Origin of the sequence: Kaistella treverensis (assembly GCF_900114045.1) — a bacterium.
Classification (GTDB): domain Bacteria; phylum Bacteroidota; class Bacteroidia; order Flavobacteriales; family Weeksellaceae; genus Kaistella; species Kaistella treverensis.
The window spans coordinates 46,615-68,338 of the sequence record NZ_FORQ01000005.1 but is presented as its reverse complement, the minus strand read 5'-3'; the positions used below and the strand labels follow the sequence as shown (position 1 = coordinate 68,338).

The 21,724-nt window shown below is 39.8% G+C and carries 21 protein-coding genes; 14 read left to right on the top strand and 7 right to left on the bottom strand.

All coding sequences use genetic code 11. From position 1 onward, the window contains the following. The first annotated feature begins 196 nt into the window (after positions 1-196). The 3 genes from BMZ55_RS11075 to BMZ55_RS11065 all read left to right on the top strand — a co-directional run bounded on the left by BMZ55_RS11075 (position 197) and on the right by BMZ55_RS11065 (position 3,625). Positions 197-901 (top strand): phosphatase PAP2 family protein, encoded by a 705-nt coding sequence (locus BMZ55_RS11075; protein WP_039346380.1) that lies wholly within the window; start codon positions 197-199, stop codon positions 899-901. A 56-nt stretch (positions 902-957) separates the two neighbouring features. Next, complete coding sequence (locus BMZ55_RS11070; protein WP_089820415.1) at positions 958-3,099, top strand: S9 family peptidase; 2,142 nt, start codon at positions 958-960, stop codon at positions 3,097-3,099. A 70-nt stretch (positions 3,100-3,169) separates the two neighbouring features. Next, on the top strand, positions 3,170-3,625 hold the full coding sequence (locus BMZ55_RS11065; protein ID WP_089820414.1) for a DUF1801 domain-containing protein: 456 nt from the start codon (positions 3,170-3,172) through the stop codon (positions 3,623-3,625). A 29-nt stretch (positions 3,626-3,654) separates the two neighbouring features. On the opposite strand, the gene BMZ55_RS11060 is transcribed toward BMZ55_RS11065, so the two are convergent. Next, complete coding sequence (locus BMZ55_RS11060) at positions 3,655-4,203, bottom strand: L-threonylcarbamoyladenylate synthase (RefSeq protein WP_089820413.1); 549 nt, start codon at positions 4,201-4,203, stop codon at positions 3,655-3,657. A gap of 89 nt (positions 4,204-4,292) precedes the next feature. Here BMZ55_RS11060 and BMZ55_RS11055 point away from each other — a divergent pair, with 89 nt between their 5' ends. Next, a complete protein-coding gene (locus BMZ55_RS11055) occupies positions 4,293-4,538 on the top strand; it encodes a VF530 family protein (RefSeq protein ID WP_089820412.1) in 246 nt (81 codons plus the stop codon). 33 nt (positions 4,539-4,571) lie between these two features. On the opposite strand, the gene BMZ55_RS11050 is transcribed toward BMZ55_RS11055, so the two are convergent. The 4 genes from BMZ55_RS11050 to gldB form a co-directional block, all read right to left on the bottom strand. Beyond that, positions 4,572-5,093, bottom strand: a complete 522-nt coding sequence (locus tag BMZ55_RS11050) for a DinB family protein (protein ID WP_089820411.1) — start codon at positions 5,091-5,093, stop codon at positions 4,572-4,574. 47 nt (positions 5,094-5,140) lie between these two features. Further along, positions 5,141-6,280, bottom strand: coding sequence for a cystathionine gamma-synthase (locus BMZ55_RS11045; protein WP_089820410.1), 1,140 nt, complete (start codon positions 6,278-6,280; stop codon positions 5,141-5,143). A gap of 110 nt (positions 6,281-6,390) precedes the next feature. Then, positions 6,391-6,717, bottom strand: coding sequence for a gliding motility protein GldC (gldC, locus tag BMZ55_RS11040; protein WP_039346395.1), 327 nt, complete (start codon positions 6,715-6,717; stop codon positions 6,391-6,393). Continuing rightward, a complete protein-coding gene (gldB, locus tag BMZ55_RS11035; protein ID WP_089820409.1) occupies positions 6,717-7,697 on the bottom strand; it encodes a gliding motility lipoprotein GldB in 981 nt (326 codons plus the stop codon). The genes gldC and gldB overlap by 1 nt, the downstream gene beginning before the upstream one ends. 92 nt (positions 7,698-7,789) lie before the next feature. Here gldB and nadE point away from each other — a divergent pair, with 92 nt between their 5' ends. From nadE to BMZ55_RS11020, 3 genes are all read left to right on the top strand, one after another. After that, positions 7,790-8,578, top strand: coding sequence for an NAD(+) synthase (gene nadE / locus BMZ55_RS11030; RefSeq protein WP_089820408.1), 789 nt, complete (start codon positions 7,790-7,792; stop codon positions 8,576-8,578). Positions 8,579-8,684: 106 nt separating this feature from the next. Then, the gene (locus BMZ55_RS11025) at positions 8,685-9,209 is read left to right on the top strand and encodes a ribonuclease domain-containing protein (protein WP_089820407.1); all 525 of its coding nucleotides are present in this window, start codon (positions 8,685-8,687) and stop codon (positions 9,207-9,209) included. Between the two features lie 116 nt (positions 9,210-9,325). Then, entirely contained in the window at positions 9,326-9,613 is a 288-nt protein-coding gene (locus BMZ55_RS11020; protein WP_089820406.1) for a barstar family protein, read from the top strand. Between the two features lie 53 nt (positions 9,614-9,666). Here BMZ55_RS11020 and BMZ55_RS11015 read toward each other — a convergent pair whose 3' ends face one another. Together BMZ55_RS11015 and BMZ55_RS11010 are read right to left on the bottom strand one after the other, a co-directional pair. Next, positions 9,667-10,890: a hypothetical protein gene (locus tag BMZ55_RS11015; RefSeq protein WP_089820405.1), complete on the bottom strand. Its 1,224-nt coding sequence runs from the start codon at positions 10,888-10,890 to the stop codon at positions 9,667-9,669. Positions 10,891-10,922: 32 nt separating this feature from the next. Next, a complete protein-coding gene (locus BMZ55_RS11010) occupies positions 10,923-13,505 on the bottom strand; it encodes a TonB-dependent receptor plug domain-containing protein (protein ID WP_089820404.1) in 2,583 nt (860 codons plus the stop codon). 192 nt (positions 13,506-13,697) lie between these two features. Between BMZ55_RS11010 and BMZ55_RS11005 the strand changes: the two genes are divergently transcribed. The 7 genes from BMZ55_RS11005 (at position 13,698) to BMZ55_RS10975 (ending at position 21,706) form a co-directional block, all read left to right on the top strand. After that, on the top strand, positions 13,698-14,375 hold the full coding sequence (locus tag BMZ55_RS11005; RefSeq protein WP_089820403.1) for a response regulator transcription factor: 678 nt from the start codon (positions 13,698-13,700) through the stop codon (positions 14,373-14,375). A 38-nt stretch (positions 14,376-14,413) separates the two neighbouring features. Continuing rightward, a complete protein-coding gene (locus BMZ55_RS11000; protein WP_089820425.1) occupies positions 14,414-15,442 on the top strand; it encodes a sensor histidine kinase in 1,029 nt (342 codons plus the stop codon). Positions 15,443-15,567: 125 nt separating this feature from the next. Then, the gene (locus BMZ55_RS10995) at positions 15,568-16,146 is read left to right on the top strand and encodes an IS1096 element passenger TnpR family protein (RefSeq protein WP_089820402.1); all 579 of its coding nucleotides are present in this window, start codon (positions 15,568-15,570) and stop codon (positions 16,144-16,146) included. 160 nt (positions 16,147-16,306) lie between these two features. After that, on the top strand, positions 16,307-17,659 hold the full coding sequence (locus BMZ55_RS10990; RefSeq protein WP_089820401.1) for an alpha-amylase family glycosyl hydrolase: 1,353 nt from the start codon (positions 16,307-16,309) through the stop codon (positions 17,657-17,659). Between the two features lie 33 nt (positions 17,660-17,692). Continuing rightward, positions 17,693-18,133 (top strand): GreA/GreB family elongation factor, encoded by a 441-nt coding sequence (locus BMZ55_RS10985; protein WP_089820400.1) that lies wholly within the window; start codon positions 17,693-17,695, stop codon positions 18,131-18,133. Between the two features lie 58 nt (positions 18,134-18,191). Next, a complete protein-coding gene (locus BMZ55_RS10980) occupies positions 18,192-18,986 on the top strand; it encodes a thymidylate synthase (protein ID WP_089820399.1) in 795 nt (264 codons plus the stop codon). Positions 18,987-19,195: 209 nt separating this feature from the next. Beyond that, complete coding sequence (locus BMZ55_RS10975) at positions 19,196-21,706, top strand: M1 family aminopeptidase (RefSeq protein ID WP_089820398.1); 2,511 nt, start codon at positions 19,196-19,198, stop codon at positions 21,704-21,706. The last annotated feature ends 18 nt before the right edge of the window (positions 21,707-21,724 follow it).

Sequence of the window (21,724 nt, the reverse complement as noted above, 5' to 3'; positions counted from 1 at the left end):
TGGTTAGTATTAAATTTTGATAGTACAAAGATACCGTCGCGAGCGCAGAAAGACATTGATGTAAGTTAAGAAACGCTTTTAGCATTTTTTTGTCACTTTCAACCATAAATTTATTTAATAAAAAGCAGTTCTCAGAAATTTTAATAATATTTAACGCAGTAAGCCTTTCATTCCTTAGTTTTAAAGAAAAATTTTTATGCGGCATTTTCTGGCTTTTTTTCTGTTTTTAAATTTTCCTCTGCTGACATTTGCACAGCAGAAAGACAGCATACAAATTGAAAACCGGCATCTAGCTTTCGATTTAAGAGGCACTATTGCTCCGGCTGCTTTAATGACTTCCGGAATTGTGTTCGATGGGAACGGCCGCGAATCCGTGAAAAACGAAGTAGTAGAAGAGCGAAATGAACATCTTTTTGGTTTTACCAACCATCTGGATGATTACGCCCAGTTTGCTCCTCTTGTAGCAGTTTATGGTTTTGAAGTTGCCGGAATGAAACCGCGCACCGACTGGCAAAACCGCACCGCTATTTTGCTGAAGGCTCAAGTGGTGAATCTCGGTTTGGTGTATGTGCTGAAAACTACTCTGAAAAAAACGCGTCCCGACGGCACTGCTTATTCTTTTCCTTCCGGCCACACGGCGAATGCATTTGCGGGCGCCACTATGCTCGCAATTGAATATGGCGAAAATCACAAGTGGGTGCCGTATGTTTCTTATGCCTTTGCAAGCGGAATTGGCGTAATGCGAATGGCGAACAACAAACATTATATATCTGATGTTTTATTCGGTGCCGGCTTAGGAATTCTCTCCGTAAAAGCTGCTTACTGGACGCATCAATATAAATGGAATAAGCAAAAAAGTTCCAAAGATCCGCTTGCGGAAATTTATCTGCATTTGAATTAACATTCCTTTAACAAATCGTTTTTTATTTCTTATTTTTAACACTATAAATCTAAGAAATGAAATTTTCAAAATTACCTTTATTATTACTCGGTTTCAGCAGTTTGCTTTCTGCGCAAAACCAGAAATACACCATGGCCGAAGCGGTGAACGGGCTTCGGAGCAATCTTGCTATTAAAAGTATTCCGCAGTTTTCCTGGTCCGATGATGCTAAATTTTACATTCAGGGAACAAAAAACGCATACCTGATAACCGAAGTTCAAAGCATGAAAGCGGACACTTTGGTTTCTTTGAACCAAATCAATAAAAATCTTTCCGCCGAGCAAAAGCTTAAATCTTTTCCGCAGGTAAAATTTACCGGCAAAAACCAAGGATATTTTACTGTAGACGGTAAATATTTTCAGCTTGAAAAATTCGGCTCCGACTGGAAAATTTCGCCCTGGACTTCCATTGACGAAAATGCTGTAAACGTAAAAGTGCTGGATGATAAAAAAACCATCGTTTACACGGTAAAAAATAATCTTTACTTGAACCGAAACGGAAAAACGGTTGCGATTACCGATGATCAGAATGAAGGAATTGTAAATGGACAGGCCGTTCACCGCAGCGAATTTGGAATCGATGGCGGAATTTTTTCGGCGCCAAACAGCACAAAAATTGCGTTTTACCGAATGGATGAAACCATGGTCACGGATTATCCGATCATCGACTGGTCTGTAACGCCGGCGAAAAACGTAAATATCAAATATCCGATGGCGGGAAACACGTCACATCAGGTGACTTTGGGCTTTTATGACATCAATTCTCAGAAAAAAATCTTTTTAAATATTGATGGTGACAAAGAACAATATTTAACTGCTGTTACCTGGAGCCCGGATTCAAAATATATTTTCGTAGGCGTGCTGAACCGCGACCAGAATCATTTAAAAATGAACCAATACGATGCGGTTACCGGAAATTTGGTAAAAACTTTGTTTGAAGAAAAAGACGCTAAATATGTGGAACCGCAGCATTCGCTTTTATTTTTTCCCAATTCAAATACGGATTTTATTTGGCAAAGTCAGCGTACCGGTTATAATCACTTATTTCACTACAATTTAGAAAAAGGACTGATTTCGCAAATCACAAAAGGTGATTGGCTGGTGACTGATATTTTAGGTTTTAATGAAAAAAAGAAAGAAATCTATTACATTTCTACGCAGGAATCGCCGCTGGAAAGACATATTTATCGTGTAAACTGGAACAATTTTAAAACCCAGAGATTAGACAGCGCACCGGGAATGCACACCGGTATTTTAAGCAAAGACGGTACACAGCTTTACGATATTTACAGCAATGCGAGCACGCCAAGATCGGTGAATGTGATTAATACCGCTACTTTGAAATCAAAAAATATTTTAACGGCAGAAAATCCTATAAAAAACTATAAAAGACCGGAAATAAAGAATGTTACCTTAAAAGCTGACGACGGAACGCCACTTTACGGTAAAATTATTTTGCCTACGGATTTTGATCCGGCAAAAAAATATCCGACCATCGTTTATCTTTACAACGGTCCCCATTTACAGTTGGTGACCAACAGTTTCCCGGCTTCGGGCAACCTTTGGTACGAATTTATGGCGCAAAACGGCTACATTATTTTCACGATGGACGGGCGCGGATCTTCGAACCGCGGAATGAAATTCGAACAGGCAGTTTTCCGTCATTTAGGCGAAGTGGAAATGAAAGACCAGCTGAAAGGTGTGGATTATCTGAAATCACTGCCTTACGTTGATGCCCAGAAACTGGGAATTCACGGCTGGAGTTTTGGCGGTTTTATGACTACAAGTTTTATGCTGAAACACCCGGAAGTTTTTAAAGTTGGCGTTGCCGGCGGACCGGTAATCGACTGGAATATGTATGAAATTATGTACACCGAAAGATATATGGATACGCCGCAAACCAATCCGGAAGGTTATAAACATGCGAATCTTTTGGACAAAGTTCAGAATCTCAAAGGTCATTTATTGATGATTCACGGCGCGCAGGATAATGTAGTGGTTTGGCAACATTCCATTAAATTTTTAAAAGCCGCTGTTGATAACGGCGTGCAACTCGATTATTTCGTGTATCCGGGACACGAACATAATGTTTTGGGAAAAGACCGAGTACATCTGATGCAGAAAGTCACCGATTATTTTGATGAATATCTGAAAAAATAAAAGATAAATCCGGAAATTATTTTCCGGATTTTTTTACGTGTCGATTTTGTACTTTAGTAAAAAATAAGTGATGCAAATTCCAGTAAATTCCATTGAGGATTATATTTCGAATGTTCCCGAAGAAAGACAGAACTCGTTCCGAAAGCTTTATGAAACAGTTTCCAAGAATCTTCCGAAAGGCTTTCAGGAAAGTTTAAGCTACGGAATGATTGGCTGGAGCGTGCCGTTGGAAACTTATCCGTCTGGTTACCATTGTACGCCAAATACGCCGCTGCCTTTTATAAATTTGGCGTCGCAGAAGAATTTTGTGGCGTTGTATCACATGGGAATTTATGCAGATCCGGCACTTTTAAATTGGTTCGTGGCGGAATTTCCGAAGTATTCGAAACGGAAACTGGATATGGGAAAATCGTGCATCCGTTTTAAGAAAACGGATGAAATTCCGTTTATACTGATTGCAGAATTATCCCGCAAAATGTCACCTAAAGAGTGGATTTCTCTCTACGAAAAGCTTTACAAAAAATAGAAAATTTGCCTGTTTAGCAGCATATTTTTTTACTCGCGCAAAACTTTCACGCGTCCGTCATTCCAGATTCTGATCACCGACGAACCGGAATATTCCGATATTTTATCGTGATTTTCCTCAGCAACAGCGTCCACAGAATTAATAATTTCCGGCGAAATATCGGTAAATTTTAAAGGAGATTTTTCACCACTGAAATTGGCGGAAGTGGAAACCAATGGTTTATTCAGTTTGCCGATGAGTTTTTTAAGGTAAACGTCTTTCACCAAACGAATGCCGATACTCCCGTCTTCAGCGAGAATTTCTTTGGGCAAACCTGTCGGATTATCATAAATCAGCGTGACCGGTTTTTCGGATAAATCCATAATTTCCCATGCCATTTCGGGAACTTCCACCAAATCCTGCAACCGTTTTACCGATTCCACCACGATAATCATCGATTTATATTTTTCGCGCTTTTTAATCTCGAAAATTTTATTAATGGCGTTCACATTGGTAGCGTCACAGCCAATTCCCCAAATCGTATCCGTCGGATAAAGAATGGTGCCGCCAGCCTGTAAAGCATCGATGAGGTTTTGCATAATTGAGTTTTTGAATTATCAAAATTAATAAATACAGGAAAATTGGCCGATATAGCGGCAACTTTTTTATGTTTAAATTTACAGTTATTATGGAACAAAAATCAAAAGATCCTTTGCACGGAAAGCGTCTGGATGCGATTCTCGAAGAATTGGTGGAATATTACGGCGGTTTTGAAGATTTGGGAAAGCAGATCAATATCAAATGTTTCACTGACAATCCGAGTATTAACTCTTCACTTAAATTTCTACGCAAAACAGAGTGGGCAAGAGCTAAAGTTGAAAGCTTGTACATCTATGTTTTAAGGCAAAAAAAGAAAGCAGAAAATCGCGGCTAAAACGGCAAATTTTCTGCTTTCCAGTAATTTACTTCATACCTCATCCTTCCTCCTTCCTCGTCCAAGATACCTTTCCTCAATAATATTCAAATGGTGAATGTTGTGTCCTACAATCAATTTGCCGAGTGTTTTTACCAAAATTTTGTTGCCGTTTGCGATTCCCGTTTCAGAAAGTTGCTCCTGATTTAAATTTTGAAAAAATAGCACTGATGATTTCCGGACAGCCTGAAATTCTTCAACCAAACTTTCTAAGTTTCTGTCGTTAGAAAAATAATGTTTCGCGTATAATTCCTCGTCCCAGCCGGCAAGTTCTGTTTTGTCTTTTCTGGCAAAACGTAGCGCACGGTAGGCAAAAATTCTTTCAGCATCGATGAGGTGTTGCAGCAATTCTTTCAACGTCCATTTTCCTTCAGCATATGCAAATTCTGCTTTTTCCGGCGAAAGATTTTCATAAAAATTTGCCGTTTTATGCCCGGATTTTTTCATTTCTTCCAACCAGTTTTCGGATGGAATTAAATCGAGATAGCGCTGAATATATTTTTGAAAATCGGTCATTTTATAATTTTACCAAATTAATATTGGCACATTACCAAATTGCCAGTTTAGCCAAATGCTTTTTCCAAATCCGCAAGCAAATCAGCTTTATCTTCAATACCAACACTTAAGCGAACCAAATCATCGGTAATGCCTAATTCTGCACGCTTTTCTGCCGGAATTGAAGCGTGTGTCATCAACGTTGGATGGTTGGCCAAAGATTCTACACCGCCCAAAGATTCTGCTAAAGTGAAAACTTTTAGTTTTTCTAAAAATTTGATTGCATCTTCTTTTTTTCCGGATTTAAAGGTGAATGAAACCATTCCGCCGAAATCTTTCATTTGCTTTTTAGCCAAATCGTGCTGCGGATGAGATTCCAGACCTGGATAGAAAACTTTGTCCACAGCCGGATGCGATTCCAGATATTTTGCGACTTCCAAACCGTTTTCTGAATGTCTTTGAACACGTAAAGCCAAAGTTTTAATGCCTCGCAAAACCAAATAAGAATCGTGTGGACCGAGGATTCCACCACTCGCAAACTGAATGAAATGAAGTTTTTCACCCAATTCTTCGGTTTTCGCGATTAAAGCGCCGGCGATGACATCAGAATGTCCACCCAAATATTTTGTCGCGGAATGCATCACGATATCTGCGCCCAAATCCAGTGGCAACTGCAAATAAGGCGTCGCAAAGGTGTTGTCAACCGCCACAAAAATGTCTTTTCCTTTTACTAAATCGGTCACCGCCTTAATATCCACCAATTTCATCAATGGATTAGTTGGCGTTTCTAACCAGATTAATTTGGTTTTTTCAGTGATTAGACCAGAAATTTTTGAAACATCATCAAAACTGGCAAATGTAAATTTAAGCTGATATTTTTCAAATAAACGGGTAAACATACGGTAGGTTCCGCCGTATAAATCATCAACCGCAATTACCTCATCGCCCGGATTTAATAATTTTAAAACACAGTCGATCGCCGCTAAACCGGAACCGAAAGCCAAGCCGCGCGCACCGTTTTCAATGCTTGCCAAACTGTCTTCCAGCGCCTGACGCGTTGGGTTTGCCGCGCGCGAATATTCGTAACCGGAATGAACTCCAGGTGATGTTTGCGCAAATGTTGAGGTTAAAAATACCGGCACATTTACCGATCCGGTCGCAGGTTCGTGTTGCTGACCACCGTGTATTACTTTTGTATTGAAATTCATGTTTTATGCTTTATGCTTTAAGCGGTAGGCGTGTCGTTTCACCAGTGCTTAAAGCGTATTATAAATGAGTAATTATAAGCGTAATGCATGCCGCATTCAGCTTAATGCTTTTAGAATTTTATTGCCGATTTTACAGCAAACTCTTCCGCCATTTGGTCCATCCATTGTGCGACATCTTCTTCACCCGTAGCGCGTTCGTAGGTGCTGGCCATGGAGATTAAAATTTGGTGCAGAAACATTTTCATCTGATCCACAGGCATTTCTTTGGTCCAAAGATCGATGCGCAGCGCTTCTTTTCTTTTATCGTCCCACACGGAAATCATCGTTGCTTTTGTGTCCTCTTTTTCGATGCCGCCGTCTTCCGCGTTCCAGGTCATTCTTTCCGGAACCTGGTTGTCATCAAGTTCAATATCTATGGTTATTTGGGTCTTTCTCATTAGTTTTTGGGTTTATAATTACTTTCATTAAAGATGTCCTGAGCATTCATTTTTAGAAAATCCTGAAGTTTTGTATTTGGGTTTTCTTTAAAATATTTTTTACAAATCTGCCAACCGCTGAAAATTCCGACTTGCGGTGAAGATTCGTTATCGATTTCGGTGTAGAATTTTGAAAACGGTCCGGGCTTGATAAATCTTTCGGAAAGCCGCATATCATCACTGAAAATCAGATTGTTTTCCACGAAATAATTCCAGATATTGGCTTCGTTTGCCTGAGCCCATTCATATTGTTTGGGCGTGTAGTTGATTTTTAAATAATCGGGTTCCGCTGGTAAAAATGCATCCTGCAAAATCATTATTTTTCCCTGATAAACCAATTCATCGAGGAATTTCTGGCGGTCGCCGGTTGCCGGCACGAAAAGTTCCGCGAAAACCTCTGAAACTTTTGGTAAAATATTTTGCGGATTCATGCTTTTCTGGAAATAAGTTTCCATTCCTGCATAATTCGGATTATTGTCGCCCATAAAACCCGTCACGTCGATGAAGAGCATATTTTCCTGTGGTTTATAAAAAACCGGTTCCAGCGCGCCTTGCAAAGCCGAGGAATAAAGGAAAACCTGGGGATTTTGAAATTCGGGAAAATAGTACTGAATATGGGCAAATAAATTTCCTAAATCGGCTTGAAGTTTTGCCAGGTCAATTTTCGAAACAGCTTCGGTATAAATTTTCTGTTCCTCAGCGTCGCTCCGGCGAATTTCAAATTCATCATTCGGAACAGTTCCCTGAAACCACGGATATTTTTTTGCAAAAGATTCCAGCGGCACGGCAGAATCGTAAAATTCCTTCGAAATGTCGGTAATTTCTACTTTTTGCGGCGGTTCTTTCAGATCGATTTTCCAGTGATTTTCCTTGCTTTTGTTGCAGGCAATGCTGAAACTCAGGAACAGCACAGAAAAAAAGAGATATTTAAAAAACTTCATTATTTTTACATCGTATTTAGATTAGCAAAAATAAGCAATTTTTTAGCGATAATTCCTTTCTTCAGTAACCTTCAATTTTTAATAAAAACCAAATGCAGACAGAAAAAATTACGGAACGGATTGTAACGTGGCTTCGCGATTACGCGAAAAATGCCAATGTGAACGGTTATATTGTGGGCGTTTCCGGAGGTGTAGATTCCGCGGTGGTTTCTACGTTGTGCGCAATGACCGGCTTAAAAACAATGTTGCTGGAAATGCCCATTCGCCAGAATCCTGATGAAGTTTCGCGCGCGTGGGAGCATATGGAAGATTTGAAAAGGAGATTTACCAAAATAGAAGCTTCGTCGGTGAATTTAACGCCGGCTTTTGAGCAGCTTTATTCGACTTTTCAGGTAGATGAGGAAAAATTTCCGGCAGAAAAGCTTGCTTTTGCTAATACCAGAAGCCGATTGCGAATGCTGACTTTATATTATTACGGCCAGATTAACGGACTTTTGGTCTGCGGAACCGGAAATAAAGTCGAAGATTTTGGAATTGGTTTTTACACAAAATACGGCGATGGCGGCGTGGACGTTTCACCAATTGCGGACCTTTATAAAACGGAAGTATACACTTTGGCAAGTTCGTTAAATCTGGTCGAATCAATTCAAAATGCAATTCCGGCTGATGGGCTTTGGGATGAAATACGGACTGATGAACAGCAAATCGGAGCATCATACCCGGAGCTGGAAAAAATTCAAAAAGAATGGGGCACCAAAACGGAAGAAGATTACTCCGGACGCGATCTGGAGGTTTATAAAATTTTCAAGCGGATGAACCGCGCCGCGCAACACAAAATTCAGCCGATTCCAGTATGCGATATTCCGGAAGAATGGCGGTGAAGACATTTGATAGTGGTCAGTTGACAGTTTAGAAATCAGACATCAGACATCAGACCTTGTACAAAAAAAATCCTGCTAAAACACTAAATTTTTATTAAATACCTAAATGAACAAAGATAAAATCAGGCTGGCGCTTTTTTTCCTCATCGGATCGCTCACCACTTTTTCGGTGATGTATTTCATCAATAATTATAAAATCGAAAAAAAAGGTGAAACAACGGCAAATAAAAACGTTTCGGTTAATCAAAATGTAAACGACAGAAATTCTGAAAAAAATGCCGCTACAACGGCAAATTTTTCTAAAAATATTGATGAACTCACCGAAGAGAATTTGGTCATCAACTACGTTAAAGAAAATCACGAATTGCCTGAATATTATTTAACCAAATCTGAAGCTCGGAAAGAAGGCTGGGTGCCGTCAAGAGGAAATTTATGCGATGTTTTGCCGGGCCGCGCGATTGGTGGTGATAAATTCAGCAACCGTGAAAAATCTTTGCCCGTGGGAAATCAATATTTCGAAGCCGACGTAAATTACAACTGCGGAAACCGAAACGCCGACCGCATCGTTTTTACCAAAAATGGTGAAGTCTGGCTCACGAAAAACCATTATAAAAGCTTTGAAAAAAAATAGCATTAAAGAGCCAGGTAAAAAGTAAAAAGAACAAAGTAAAAGAAGAAAGTAAAAAGTCAGCAGAAACAAAAAAAATGAATCAAGTACTGACAACTGACAACTAACTACTAACAACTATGAAAACAATATATATCGACTTTTCGCAAATTGGAGACTATGAAGAATTTTACGAGCAATTGAAGGAAAAATTAGAGCTTCCGGAATTTTTCGGTGATAATTTAGATGCGCTTTACGATTCGCTTACGGGTTTTGTGGAAATGCCGCTGCATATTGAATTTGTAAATATGGGCGTCGATCAGCTGGAAGATTTCGAAGATCTGCTGACGACTTTGGAAGATGCCGATGAAGAGCTGGAAGATTTTTCATTTGCATACTATCTCGAACAATACGAAGATGAGGAATAAAAAAAAGGGTTTTCAATTGAAAACCCTTTAATTTGATATGAGTTTCGAAGAAATTATTGAAGTGGTGCAAGCAAGTTTTCGCCGTTTACGGTTGCCCAGGCACCGCCTGTCATCGCAACTTTTGTAACACCCGTAGCATTAACGTAAGTGGCAGGGATTGCGGAAGTGAATCCGTAACCGAATTTCAATACATTGTCATTAATTGCGGTTGCGAATAGCGGACTAACTTTAATTTTTCCGGTGACTAGCTGGCTCGTTTCTGTTGCTAAATCCTGAATCAGCACGCCGTAAGCATTTTTGCCGCCCGTGTTTTTGTAGCCATCTACATATACATTTGAGAAAATTCCTGTTCCCTGTTTTTTAAATTGGATTGCGGAAATTTCCGCAGAACCTGAAACTTCAGGTAAAGTTCCTACAGCACGTATTAAGGTAATATTATTTACTTTCGGTGCGATATTTTCAGCATTCGAAGAAGCTTCGATTTCCATTCCGAAATTTCCAATTCCTGTTTGATACGCGAACCAATTCGAGTTATTTTGTCCGCTCCAGGCGTCCTGCCAGTCGAAAGAATCGTCATAATTCCCGTAAGAAACCAGGTTTTTTGCGCTTACCGTTCCACCGAAAAATTCATAACCGTCATCTGTACCTTTGTAGGCTACCAAATTTTCCAAAGTGGTACCTGCGCCAACGGCATAGAAAGTCATGGAATTGGTTTCAGAAGTTCCATCACCAATTTTTCTGCCGCCGTATTCCACACGGACATATTTCATGCTCCCGGAATTGGAGTTCGAATCCGCGCCACCATAATACTGGTTGTTTCCGTCTTCGGAAAGAGCTGTTGTTGCACCGTTCAACGCTTTGATTGGCGCATCACCATATAAAGTAATTCCGCCCCAGTCACCTGGAGTTTTTTTGTCCGAAGTGAAAATAATCGGAGAATCTGCTGTTCCCACAGCGTTTATTTTTGCACCTTTTAAAATCACCAAACCACTAACATCGGTAGTTGTTGCGGTAAAAATTGCGCCCGGTTCAATGGTTAAAGTAGCGCCCGAATTTACTTTCACGATGCCTTTCAGCGTATAATTTCCTTTTTTAATGAGCAAATCCTTTGTAATTTCACCTGACAAAGTTCCCGAGCCATCCAGTACGTTTCCGGTAGTTCCAGTGTTTCCGCCGGTGTTTACAGGAGTGTCATTGTCTTCGCGGATGTCAACAGTACACGAAGTTGCAGTTAGAACCAGGCTGAGCGCCATTAATGTGAAAATGTTTCTTTTCATTTCTTTTTATTTTATAATGTGATTTATTGAAATTAGAAAGTATAACCGATGGTCATATTCAAAGAAGTTCCTTTCTTGTAATTTTCCATCAGCAGCGAACTTTCCTGAACCTGAACTAAACTATTGTCGCCGAGTTTCAGATTATACTGAGAATTTAAAAGGTTTTGAATAGCGAATTTTACATTCCAGTTTTTAGAAATCTGGTTGTTGTAAACAAAATCCAGCTGGTGGAAAGGCATTTCGTAAATATTGTCGAGTTTGGAAAAGCCAACTCCGTAAATTTTCTTGCCGGAAACATTGTAAACAAGTGAATAGGTTTTGGTGAAATTTTGGGCGTTTTTGTACTCATATTTCAAATCTGCGTTTACCGTCCACGGCGCGGCGCCTTGTAAAGCGCGCTTGCGGTTCGCTTCTACGTCGGTTTCCTGAGATTGGTCGGCGCTGCGTTGAACGTCAGAATACATCAGTGTCGTATTTGCACCGAAAGTCCAGCGCGATAATGCGTCGCTGAGGCGATTTAAGGAAAAGATTCCTTCCAGTTCCACGCCCGCAAGGTTGGCGGTTTTAGAATTGAAAAAAGTGATCGTTTGGCCGTTAGAATTTCCTGAAGCGATGTAAGAACGTTCGATGGCTTTATCGATTTTCTTCGCGAAAAGGTTCACCGCAAACATTTCTTTGTTGCTCGGGAAAATTTCGTATTTCAGGTCGAGATTATAATTTTCGCTGTTCGTCAGGTTTTTATTTCCGAAGATGTTTTCGTTATCCGGATTGATATATGTAATCGGCATATATTCAATCAAAATCGGTCTCGTGATGGTTTTACTCGCCGCAAAACGGATGTTCGATTTCGTGTTCAAGCTTCTTTTCACCGACAACGAAGGCAAAATGTAATATTGATTTTTGCTCAGCGTTACAAAATCATCGTTAATCCCGACACTTATTGGTTTATACCGCGTTATATTGATATTATTTTCAACTCTCCCGCCGACCAAAATATCCCATAATTCCGATGGTTTATAATTGATGTTGAGGTAACCCGCGTTTACAAACTGGTACAGATTATTTTTATATTCCGAAGTAGAACCTTCGCGGTAATGATAAGTTCCGTCCTGAAGCGACTGATCAAAAATCGCTTGCGGTGCGTCTCTGTCCACGGTAATTTGCGACTTCGCTGGATTATCTAAAACTGAATAAATAAAACGGTATGAAGTATTTCGTACATCCGCAAAACCATTGTAACCTAAAGCAATCTGCCACGGAAAATCTTTTTTGTCGCCTTTTTCACCAAGATTTACCGCATATTCTGCGAAAACTGAAAAGTAATTTTTACCGTTTACGTCCAGATATTGTCGCAGCAAATTATTCCCGCCAAAAGAGAGATTTATTTCGTTATTGTCTTGTGGTCTTCCGTACATGATTTTTCGGTCGGGTTGCTGGTAGAAATTATTCACCCAGCTCGCGCCGGCTTTTACGGAATGTCTGTCAGAAATTTTTTGCGAAGCCGTCAACTGCAAATCGGTAAAACGGGAAATATCCTGCTGATTTACGCGGATAAACTGCTGATTATTGGTTTCGCCATTTCGGTAACCCTGATAATCCTGGATGAGATTTTCGGAATTTTGCAGGAAAAAGCCGTTTAAATTTACCGCTGTTCCTTTATTTTTAAAACCTAAACCAAGCAAAACCGAAGATTCCGTTTCGTAGATGTATTCTTTTCGGTTTAGCAAATTGTTATAATCGATGGAATTTCCGTTCAGGCGGAACTGGTTTTTTTCGCCTTCTTTGTACTGAAAATTATTTCCCTGATTCAGTGAAAATAAAAATCCCAGGTTTGAAGTTTCACCGATTTTAAATTTCTGCGCGGTGGTAAATCCAAGGCTGGTGTTCGGTAAAGATTTAATATTATCCACATTCCAACCTTCACCGAAAGAATTTCGGGATTCTTCAGCACTGAAATTATAACTCGACGGACGGTAGCCATTTATTTGCTGTGGTAATTGCCTTTTTTTGGAATTTAGCCCAATAAAACCTTCGATGGTATTTGCGTTCGGATTGATTTTAAAATCGTTCCGAAAAGTGCTTAAGGTATTAATGCCGATTCCAAATTCCACTTTTGAAAACGGTTTTTCATAAGTCAAGGTTTCAATATCGAAAGTGGCGCCCGCAAAATCGGCGTATAAATTAGAATTGAACGTCTTATAGATATTCAGTTTTCCCACAACGTCTGTCGGAAACTGCTTTAATGCAATGATTTTCTGAAACGGATTGTTTGATGGGGAACCTAAACCGTTAATTAACAAAGTGTTATATCGATCTTCCAGACCACGAACAAATAAGCCGCGGCCTTCAACGTTGGTAATTCCTGTAACTTTCGTCAGCGCCTGTTCGATATTTGAAATTCCTTTCCGGGAAATTTCTTCCGAACCCATCGACTGTTTCTGAATAATGGCTTTTTTTTGATCTACCAGAAGTGCACTTTCAGATTTTTTATTTGCGGAGGAAGTAATGACAACTTCATCTATTCTTTTCTCTTTATTAATGGTGTCCTGCGCGTAAAAGTAAGTTGCGGAAATATTCAGCAATACAAAAGCAAGACCCAATTTTCTAATTTTCATTTTCTTCTTTCTTTAGTTTTTCTTTCGGAACAAAGGAAGAAATTACCCGCTGAAAAGGTGTTGCGCCAGCTTTAATTAAACTTTACGATTGTCTTAACAAAACCGCCTCAATATTAATTTATGATGAACAATTTTTTCACCTCATTTTTTAACGGTTAAATTGAGTAATTTTGAAAGGATAAACTGTTACTAATGAACCAGAAAAAAATTCTTTTGATCGATGATGAAGAAGATATTTTAGAAATCCTGTCTTATAATCTTGAAAAAGAAGGTTATCACGTAACCACCGCCACGAACGGAAATGACGGGATTGCGAAAGCCAAAGAAATCGTTCCTGACCTTATTCTGTTGGATGTGATGATGCCCGAAAAAGACGGCATTGAAACCTGTACGGAACTGCGGACGATTAAAGAACTACAGAACACGCTCATCGTTTTTTTATCGGCCAGAAGCGAAGAATTTTCGCAATTGGCAGGTTTTCAGGCGGGGGCGAACGATTACGTGGTGAAAATCATTAAACCAAAAATCCTCATTTCCAAGATTAATGCGCTCCTGCAACTGACTTCAAAAGTAAGTAATGAAGCAAAAATTTTGAAAATAGGTGATCTCGTAATTGATAAAGACAATGTGAAAGTCACCAAAAACGGCCAGTTTTTTCTGCTTCCGAAAAAAGAGTTTGATTTGCTCTATCTTTTGGCTTCGAACACCGAAAAAGTTTTCAAACGCGAGGAAATATTGGAAAAAGTTTGGGGTAACGATGTGGTGGTCGGTGAAAGAACCATCGATGTACACATTCGACGTCTGCGCGAAAAACTCGGCATGGAAACCATACAGACTTTAAAAGGAATCGGTTATAAATTAGTTGTTTAAATTTGTTTGGTAAAACTGATTTTTTTGCCCTTTTAACCATGAAAATTTACCGTCTTACTTTTCTCGCCGCGCTTTTCCTCACGGCTTCTATGCTGCTGCTTATTTTCGTTTTTGATGAGGTGAAAAGTGAATACCTGAGCACGAGTGGCGCGTTTTTTATTGGCCTCTTTATCAGCACTTTTTTCCTGATTATCATCAATTATCTCGTCGTAGATTTTCTCTTTAATTATTACGGAAAAAGACAAATTCAGAAAATTTCCACCATTTTGCCGGAAGAATTTGGTGAAGAAGATCATCAGCTCAATTTGCAGGAACTCGGCAAAAGGTTTTCGGATCTCAATCTTCGAAACACCACCGAAATCGATACGATGAAGGAAATGGAAACGTATCGCAAAGAATACATCGGTAATATTTCTCATGAGCTGAAAACGCCGCTTTTCACCATTCAGGGCTATCTGGAAACGCTTACCGAAGGCGCCATAGAAAATATGGCGATTCGCGATAAATATTTGGACAGAATCGATAAATCTGTGGAAAGACTGCTAACTATCGTGAAAGATCTGGACATGATTAACCAATATGAAAGTGACCAAATTACCTTAAATAAAAGTCGTTTCGACATCAATCTGCAGATTCGTGAAATGATCGATTTGTTGGATCTTGAAGCTCAGAAAAAAGATACCAAAATCCTGTTGCAAACCGCTTCAAACCAAATTTTTGTAAATGCCGACAAGCAGAAAATTTCTCAGGTTTTGATGAATTTAATCACCAATGCCCTTAATTATTCCAACCGGGAAAAGGCTACCGTTACTTTAAAAACAAGCATTCAAAATTCCAAAGTTCTGGTCACCGTAGAAGACAACGGAATGGGAATAAAACCTGAAACTTTGCCCAGAATTTTTGAAAGATTTTACCGCATAGAATCCAGCCGAAACCGTAATGACGGCGGTTCGGGTCTTGGTCTCGCTATCGTAAAACACATTCTGGAAGCGCACGCCGAAACCATTAATGTAGAAAGCGTTTACCTGGAAGGTACAAAATTCAGTTTTTCGCTGCCAAAGGTTTAATTTTGGGCAAAATGTAAGAAAAACTTTTTTAATAAAATCCGCGGAATAACTTTTTTGCCAAATCTCAATTGTTTTATATTTGTACCCACAAGTAAATCTAAAAATTAATTAAAATTTAAGCAATAATGGTTTATAAACTCCGAATTATTTTAGACGCCAAGGAGGATATTTTCAGAGATGTAGAAATTAGGGGCAAACAGACACTTTGGAACCTGCATTTGGGGATTAAAAGTGCTTTTTCCCTGATGGGCGATGATCTGTCTATTTTCAATATTCTGGATGAAGATGGAGTGGTGGTGAAATCGGTTCCGCTGGAAGATATGAGCGATGATGGTGACGGCGAGATTATGTCTGATGTTTATATTACCGAAGTTTTCGAAAACGTTGGAGACAAAATCCACTTCCAGTACGGTTTTATGGATTTGTGGGAGTTTTTCTGCGAACTGGTGGAAATCATCGATGAAAAACCTGCGGTTAATTACCCGATTACCGTTTTCCGTTTCGGTAAAATGCCTTTAAAAGCACCGTCCAAATCTTCGGCGAAAAGCAAAAAAAATTCCATCATTCCTTTGGCGGATGATGATTTCGGGTCTTTCGAAGATGAATACGCAGCCGGAAGTTTTGAAGATGAAGACGATGATTCTTTTGATGATGACGAGGAGGATTTCGCAGATGACAATTTCGATGAAGATGATTTGGATTAAATTTCATTTAAAATAGAAAAAAACCCTGTTATATCAGGGTTTTTTTATTGAGAAAATTTGCCCTTAAAACGGCGAATTTTTCTTTAAATATGAGAAAACGCAACCTTTGCTTAAAGACCAATTCAATTAAAAGCTCTACATTTGCGTTAAATCATTAGCCATGAAAAGACTGATTCTTTTAGCAATTCTTGGTGTAGGACTCGTTTCCTGCACGCCGCAAAAAAATACCCAAAAAATGGAAGTACCGAGCGAGTGGAAACATACCACCAATATCTACGAAGTAAACATCAGACAATATACGCCGGAAGGAACTTTCCGCGCCTTCGAAAAAGAGATGCCGCGCCTGAAAGACATGGGCGTGAAAACGCTTTGGTTTATGCCAATTACACCAATCGCGCAAAAAAATAAAAAAGGCACTTTGGGCAGCCAATATGCGGCGCAGGATTATACCGCCATCAACCCGGAATTCGGGACGATGGAAGATTTCAAGCACATGGTGGACGAAGCGCATAAAATGGGTTTCAAAGTAATCATTGATTGGGTGGCGAATCACACCGGCTGGGACCACGTTTGGACCAAAACGCATCCGGAATATTATTTAAAAGATCCGAAAACCAACGATTTTCAGATCGCTTCCGGCATGGATGATATTATCGAACTCGATTATTCAAATCCACAAATGCGTGAGGCAATGATCGATGCCATGAAATTTTGGGTTCGCGAAGCGGATGTTGACGGTTTCCGTTGTGACCTTGCAAGTTGGGTTGAGGTGGATTTCTGGCAGCAGGCAAGACCGGAAGTTGAAAAACTGAAGCCGCTCTTTTTCCTCGGAGAATTTGATGAACTCGATGATGCAGCCTATGGGAAAGTTTTTGATGCAAGTTACGTCTGGACCTGGATGCATAAAACTCAGGAATATAATGAAGGTAAAATTTCATTTGACGATTTAAAGCAATTATTAGGCAGATATTCTGCAATCGGCGATTCTTCCATGCGCGCCTGGTTTACAAGTAACCACGACGAAAACACCTGGAACGGAACTGAATATGAAAAATACGGCGATTTAGCGCAGCCTTTAGCGGTTTTTTCCGTGACCTGGAACGGCGTTCCGCTTATTTATAACGGTCAGGAATTGCCTTTAAAAACGAAACGTCTGGAGTTTTTCGAAAAAGATCCAATTCCATGGACCGGAAAAAATGAACTGCACGATTTCTATAAAACTTTGCTTACTTTAAAATCCGAAAACCCTGCACTACGCGGCGGTGATCCGGCAGCGACAACGCAGATTTTAAAAACTTCTGCTGATGACAAGATTTTTGCATACATCAGAAAAAACGGAAAAAATGAGGTTTTGACCGTTTTAAATTTCTCGAAAGAAAACGTGAATTTCAGCATTGATGACGAAAATGCTACCGGAACTTTTACCAATGTTTTCAGCGGTCCGGTGAAAGATTTCGCCACGAATAAAGAATTTTATCTGCCGGTTGGCGGTTATGCGGTTTTGAAAAAATAAAAATTTGCTGCTCTTTTAAGGTTTTTTTTCAAAATGGATAAAAGTGAAATTTTACAGCTTCTTCACCTGAAGCTTTCGGAAAAGATTGAAAACCTCGAAAGGCTGATTGCTGAAACGCGCGCATCGAACAACGAAACCAAAAGTTCGATGGGCGACAAATATGAAACCTCGCGCGAAATGGTGCAGCAGGAAATCAACAATTTGCAGATTCAGCTCAATGAAAATGTAAAAGCCCGGAATTCACTGCAATTCATTAATGTAAATCCGCATCAGAATGTTGGCGTCGGAAGTTTGGTGGAAACCGATAAAGGTCTTTTTTACATCGCGGTTTCGCTGGGAGAAATTACCCTCGGAAAGCAGAAGATTTTTCTGATTTCGCCCGAAAGTCCTTTAGCAAATGCTTTAACCGGAAAGAAAAACGGTGATGAAATCTCGCTGAACGGCAACACGCAAATCATTAAAAATATTTCGTGAAAATTGCTTAATTTAAACTCCTGATTTTTAGCCTGAAAACTTCAATTATATCTCTGAAATGCAAAATTATCACGATTTACTTCAATATATTTTAGATCACGGCAACGATAAAAGTGACAGAACCGGCACGGGAACGCGGAGTGTTTTCGGTGCGCAGCTGCGCTATAATCTGGCAGAAGGTTTCCCGCTTGTGACTACAAAAAAGGTTCATTTAAAATCAATTATTTATGAATTGCTTTGGTTTTTAAAAGGCGATACCAATATTAAATATCTCACCGACAACGGCGTTTCTATCTGGAACGAATGGGCAGACGAAAATGGCGATCTTGGACCGGTTTACGGTGCGCAATGGCGCAGTTGGGAAGGTGCCAACGGAAAAGTGATTGACCAGATTACGGAAGTGATTGACCAGATTAAAAAAAATCCGGATTCCCGAAGATTAATCGTTTCCGCCTGGAATGTGGCGGAGATTCCAAATATGGCTTTGGCGCCGTGTCACGCCCTATTTCAGTTTTATGTCGCGGATGGAAAACTTTCACTTCAATTGTATCAAAGAAGCGCAGACGTTTTTTTAGGTGTTCCGTTCAACATCGCGAGTTACGCTTTGCTTTTGATGATGGTGGCGCAGGTTTGTGATCTGGAAGTGGGAGATTATGTGCACACTTTCGGTGATGTTCATATTTATAACAACCATTTCAACCAGGTTCAGGAGCAGCTTTCGCGCACCCCGAAAACTTTGCCGACGATGAAATTAAACCCCGAAATTAAAGATATTTTCGATTTTAAATTCGAGGATTTTGAACTTGAAAATTATTCACCGGATCCGGCAATCAAAGCGCCGGTTGCGATTTAAAATAAATTTAAAGTGAAGTTTGCTCTTCACTTTTTTTTGTAACTTTTTGGTGCATTTAGCTACCAATTATTTTATAAATTCAAAAAGTTTTTTATACCAAAAATTGTTGATTTTCAGCATTTCAGAGAACTTTTTAAAACTTAAGAAAAACAAAAAAATAGTGCTTTTAACGGCAAATTTTTTCAAATTAAAACATAGTCCAAATTCATATGAAAAAAATAGTTATTTCCCTTAGTTTGCTCGGAATTTTCTTTTCCGGAAATGTCTTCGCACAAACCAAAATTTCCGGCAGAACGGAAGTTTACCATGCTTCGCACACCAAAATGACCGAGCTGAAACATACGAAACTTAAGGTGAAATTTGATTACGAAAAAGAGCAGATGGCAGGTGAAGAATGGCTTACCGCGTCGCCTTATTTTTACCCGACCGATTCTTTGGTTCTGAACGCAAAAGCGATGTTGATTCACGAAGTGGCTTTGGACAAAAATGGCGCAAAAAGCCCCCTAAAATATGAGTATAAAGATGATATGCTCAAAATCAATCTCGATAAAACTTACAACCGAAATCAGGATTATACCGTTTACATCAAATATACTGCGCGCCCGAACGAAGTAACAACGAAGGGAAGCGCAGCGATTTCTGATGCAAAGGGTTTGTATTTCATCAACGCGCAGGAAAAAGTTGCTGACAAACCAACCCAAATCTGGACGCAAGGTGAAACTGAAGCCAGCTCGGCCTGGTTTCCGACTATCGATAAAACCAACCAGAAAACCACGCAGGAAATTTACATGACCGTGCCCGACAAATACGTGACTTTATCCAACGGTTTAATGAAATCTTCTACCAAAGAAGCCAACGGACTGCGCACTGACCATTGGGTGATGGATAAAAAACATGCACCTTACCTGTTTTTTATGGGCGTTGGAGATTACGCCGTCGTGAAAGATAAATGGCGAAATATCGACGTAGATTATTATGTTGAGAAGGAATATGAACCGTACGCAAAACAGATTTTTGGCAACACCCCGGAAATGATCGAGTTCTTTTCTAAAAGACTGAATTATGATTTTCCGTGGTCAAAATACGCACAGATTGTGGGCAGAGATTACGTTTCCGGTGCGATGGAAAATACGACTGCCGTTCTTCATCAGGAATCGGCGCAGCAAAAACCCGGCGACCTCATCGATGAAAATAAATGGGAAGACGTAATTTCACACGAACTTTTCCACCATTGGTTTGGCGATTTGGTAACTGCTGAAAGCTGGAGCAACCTGACCGTCAATGAATCATTTGCGAATTATTCAGAATACCTCTGGAATGAACATAAATACGGAAAAGATTTCGCGGATTATGGAATGATGAAAGCATTGCAAGGCTATTTCATGGATCCTTCAAATCCGACTAAAGATTTGGTGCGTTTCAGTTACCATGACCGCGAAGATATGTTTGATGGTGTTTCTTACAACAAGGGCGGCGCAATTCTGCACATGCTGAGAAATTATCTGGGTGATGAGGCATTTTTTGCCGGTTTGACTGATTATTTGAAAACCAATGAATACGGCACCGGCGAAGCGCAGCAAGTGAGATTGTCTTTGGAAAAAGTTTCGGGGAAAGATTTGAACTGGTTTTTCAATCAGTGGTATTTCAACAGCGGGCATCCGACGGTGAGTTATGCCACGACTTTTGAGCCGGTGAAAAAACAGGTGAAAGTGACCATCAACCAAACGCAGCCCGGACCCGCTTTCCAGTTTCCGCTCGCCATTGATATCTATGACAACGGAAAACCAACGCGGCAAAATGTGTGGGTAAGCGCAAAAGATAAAAATGATTTCACCTTTAATGTGACCAAAAACCCGGATTTTGTAAATATTAATGCCGATGGAGCGGTGGTTGGAGTTTTTACCGATACCAAAACCCCGGAACAGTTTTTAATGCAATATCAGAATTCGAAAGAATTTTTAAGCCGCTATAAAGCCGTTGAAAACGCGGCGGAAAACGCTTCAAAAAATGTCGCCGCGGTGAAAACCTTAACTGCTGCTTTAAAAGATTCGAACTTCCGAATCAGAATGAAGGCGCTGAGCGGTTTGGATTTATCAAAAGCTGATCAGGCAAAATCTGCTTTGGCAGAAGTGGAAAAAATGGCAAATTCAGACCCAAAAACTTTGGTTCAGGGTTCGGCGATTTCAGCATTAGGAAAAACAAAAGACAAAAAATATTTGCCGCTTTTTGAAAAAGGAATAAATGCTGTTTCCAATTCGGTGAAAGCAAATTCACTTTCGGCAATCGCGGCGATTGATCCGAGTAGAATTGCATCTCTTGCGGATAAGATTGATTTGGAAAATTCCAGCGATGAACTGATTGCTGAACTTTTGCCGACCATCGTGAAAAACAAAATCGAAAAGCAAATGCCGGCGATTGCTTCAACGGCAGCATTCTATCCGTTTTTGAAATTTCAGAACCCCGAATTGGGCGCTGCCGCGGAAGATGGTTTCAACTGGATTATGAGTTCGGACAACCTTAAAGCTACCGAAAATGTGACCAAAGTTTTAACTCAAGTGAAAGGTCAGATCGGGAATAATCCGCAGGCGAAAATGATGATTGTAAAAATTCTTCAGGACGGGCTGCTGAAAAAAATGCAGGTTTTAAAAGCAAATCCGTCCAGTAAAACCATCAATGCGCAGATCGATTTGATAAATAAAACGATTGAAGCTTATAAATAATTGATATTTCAACAATAC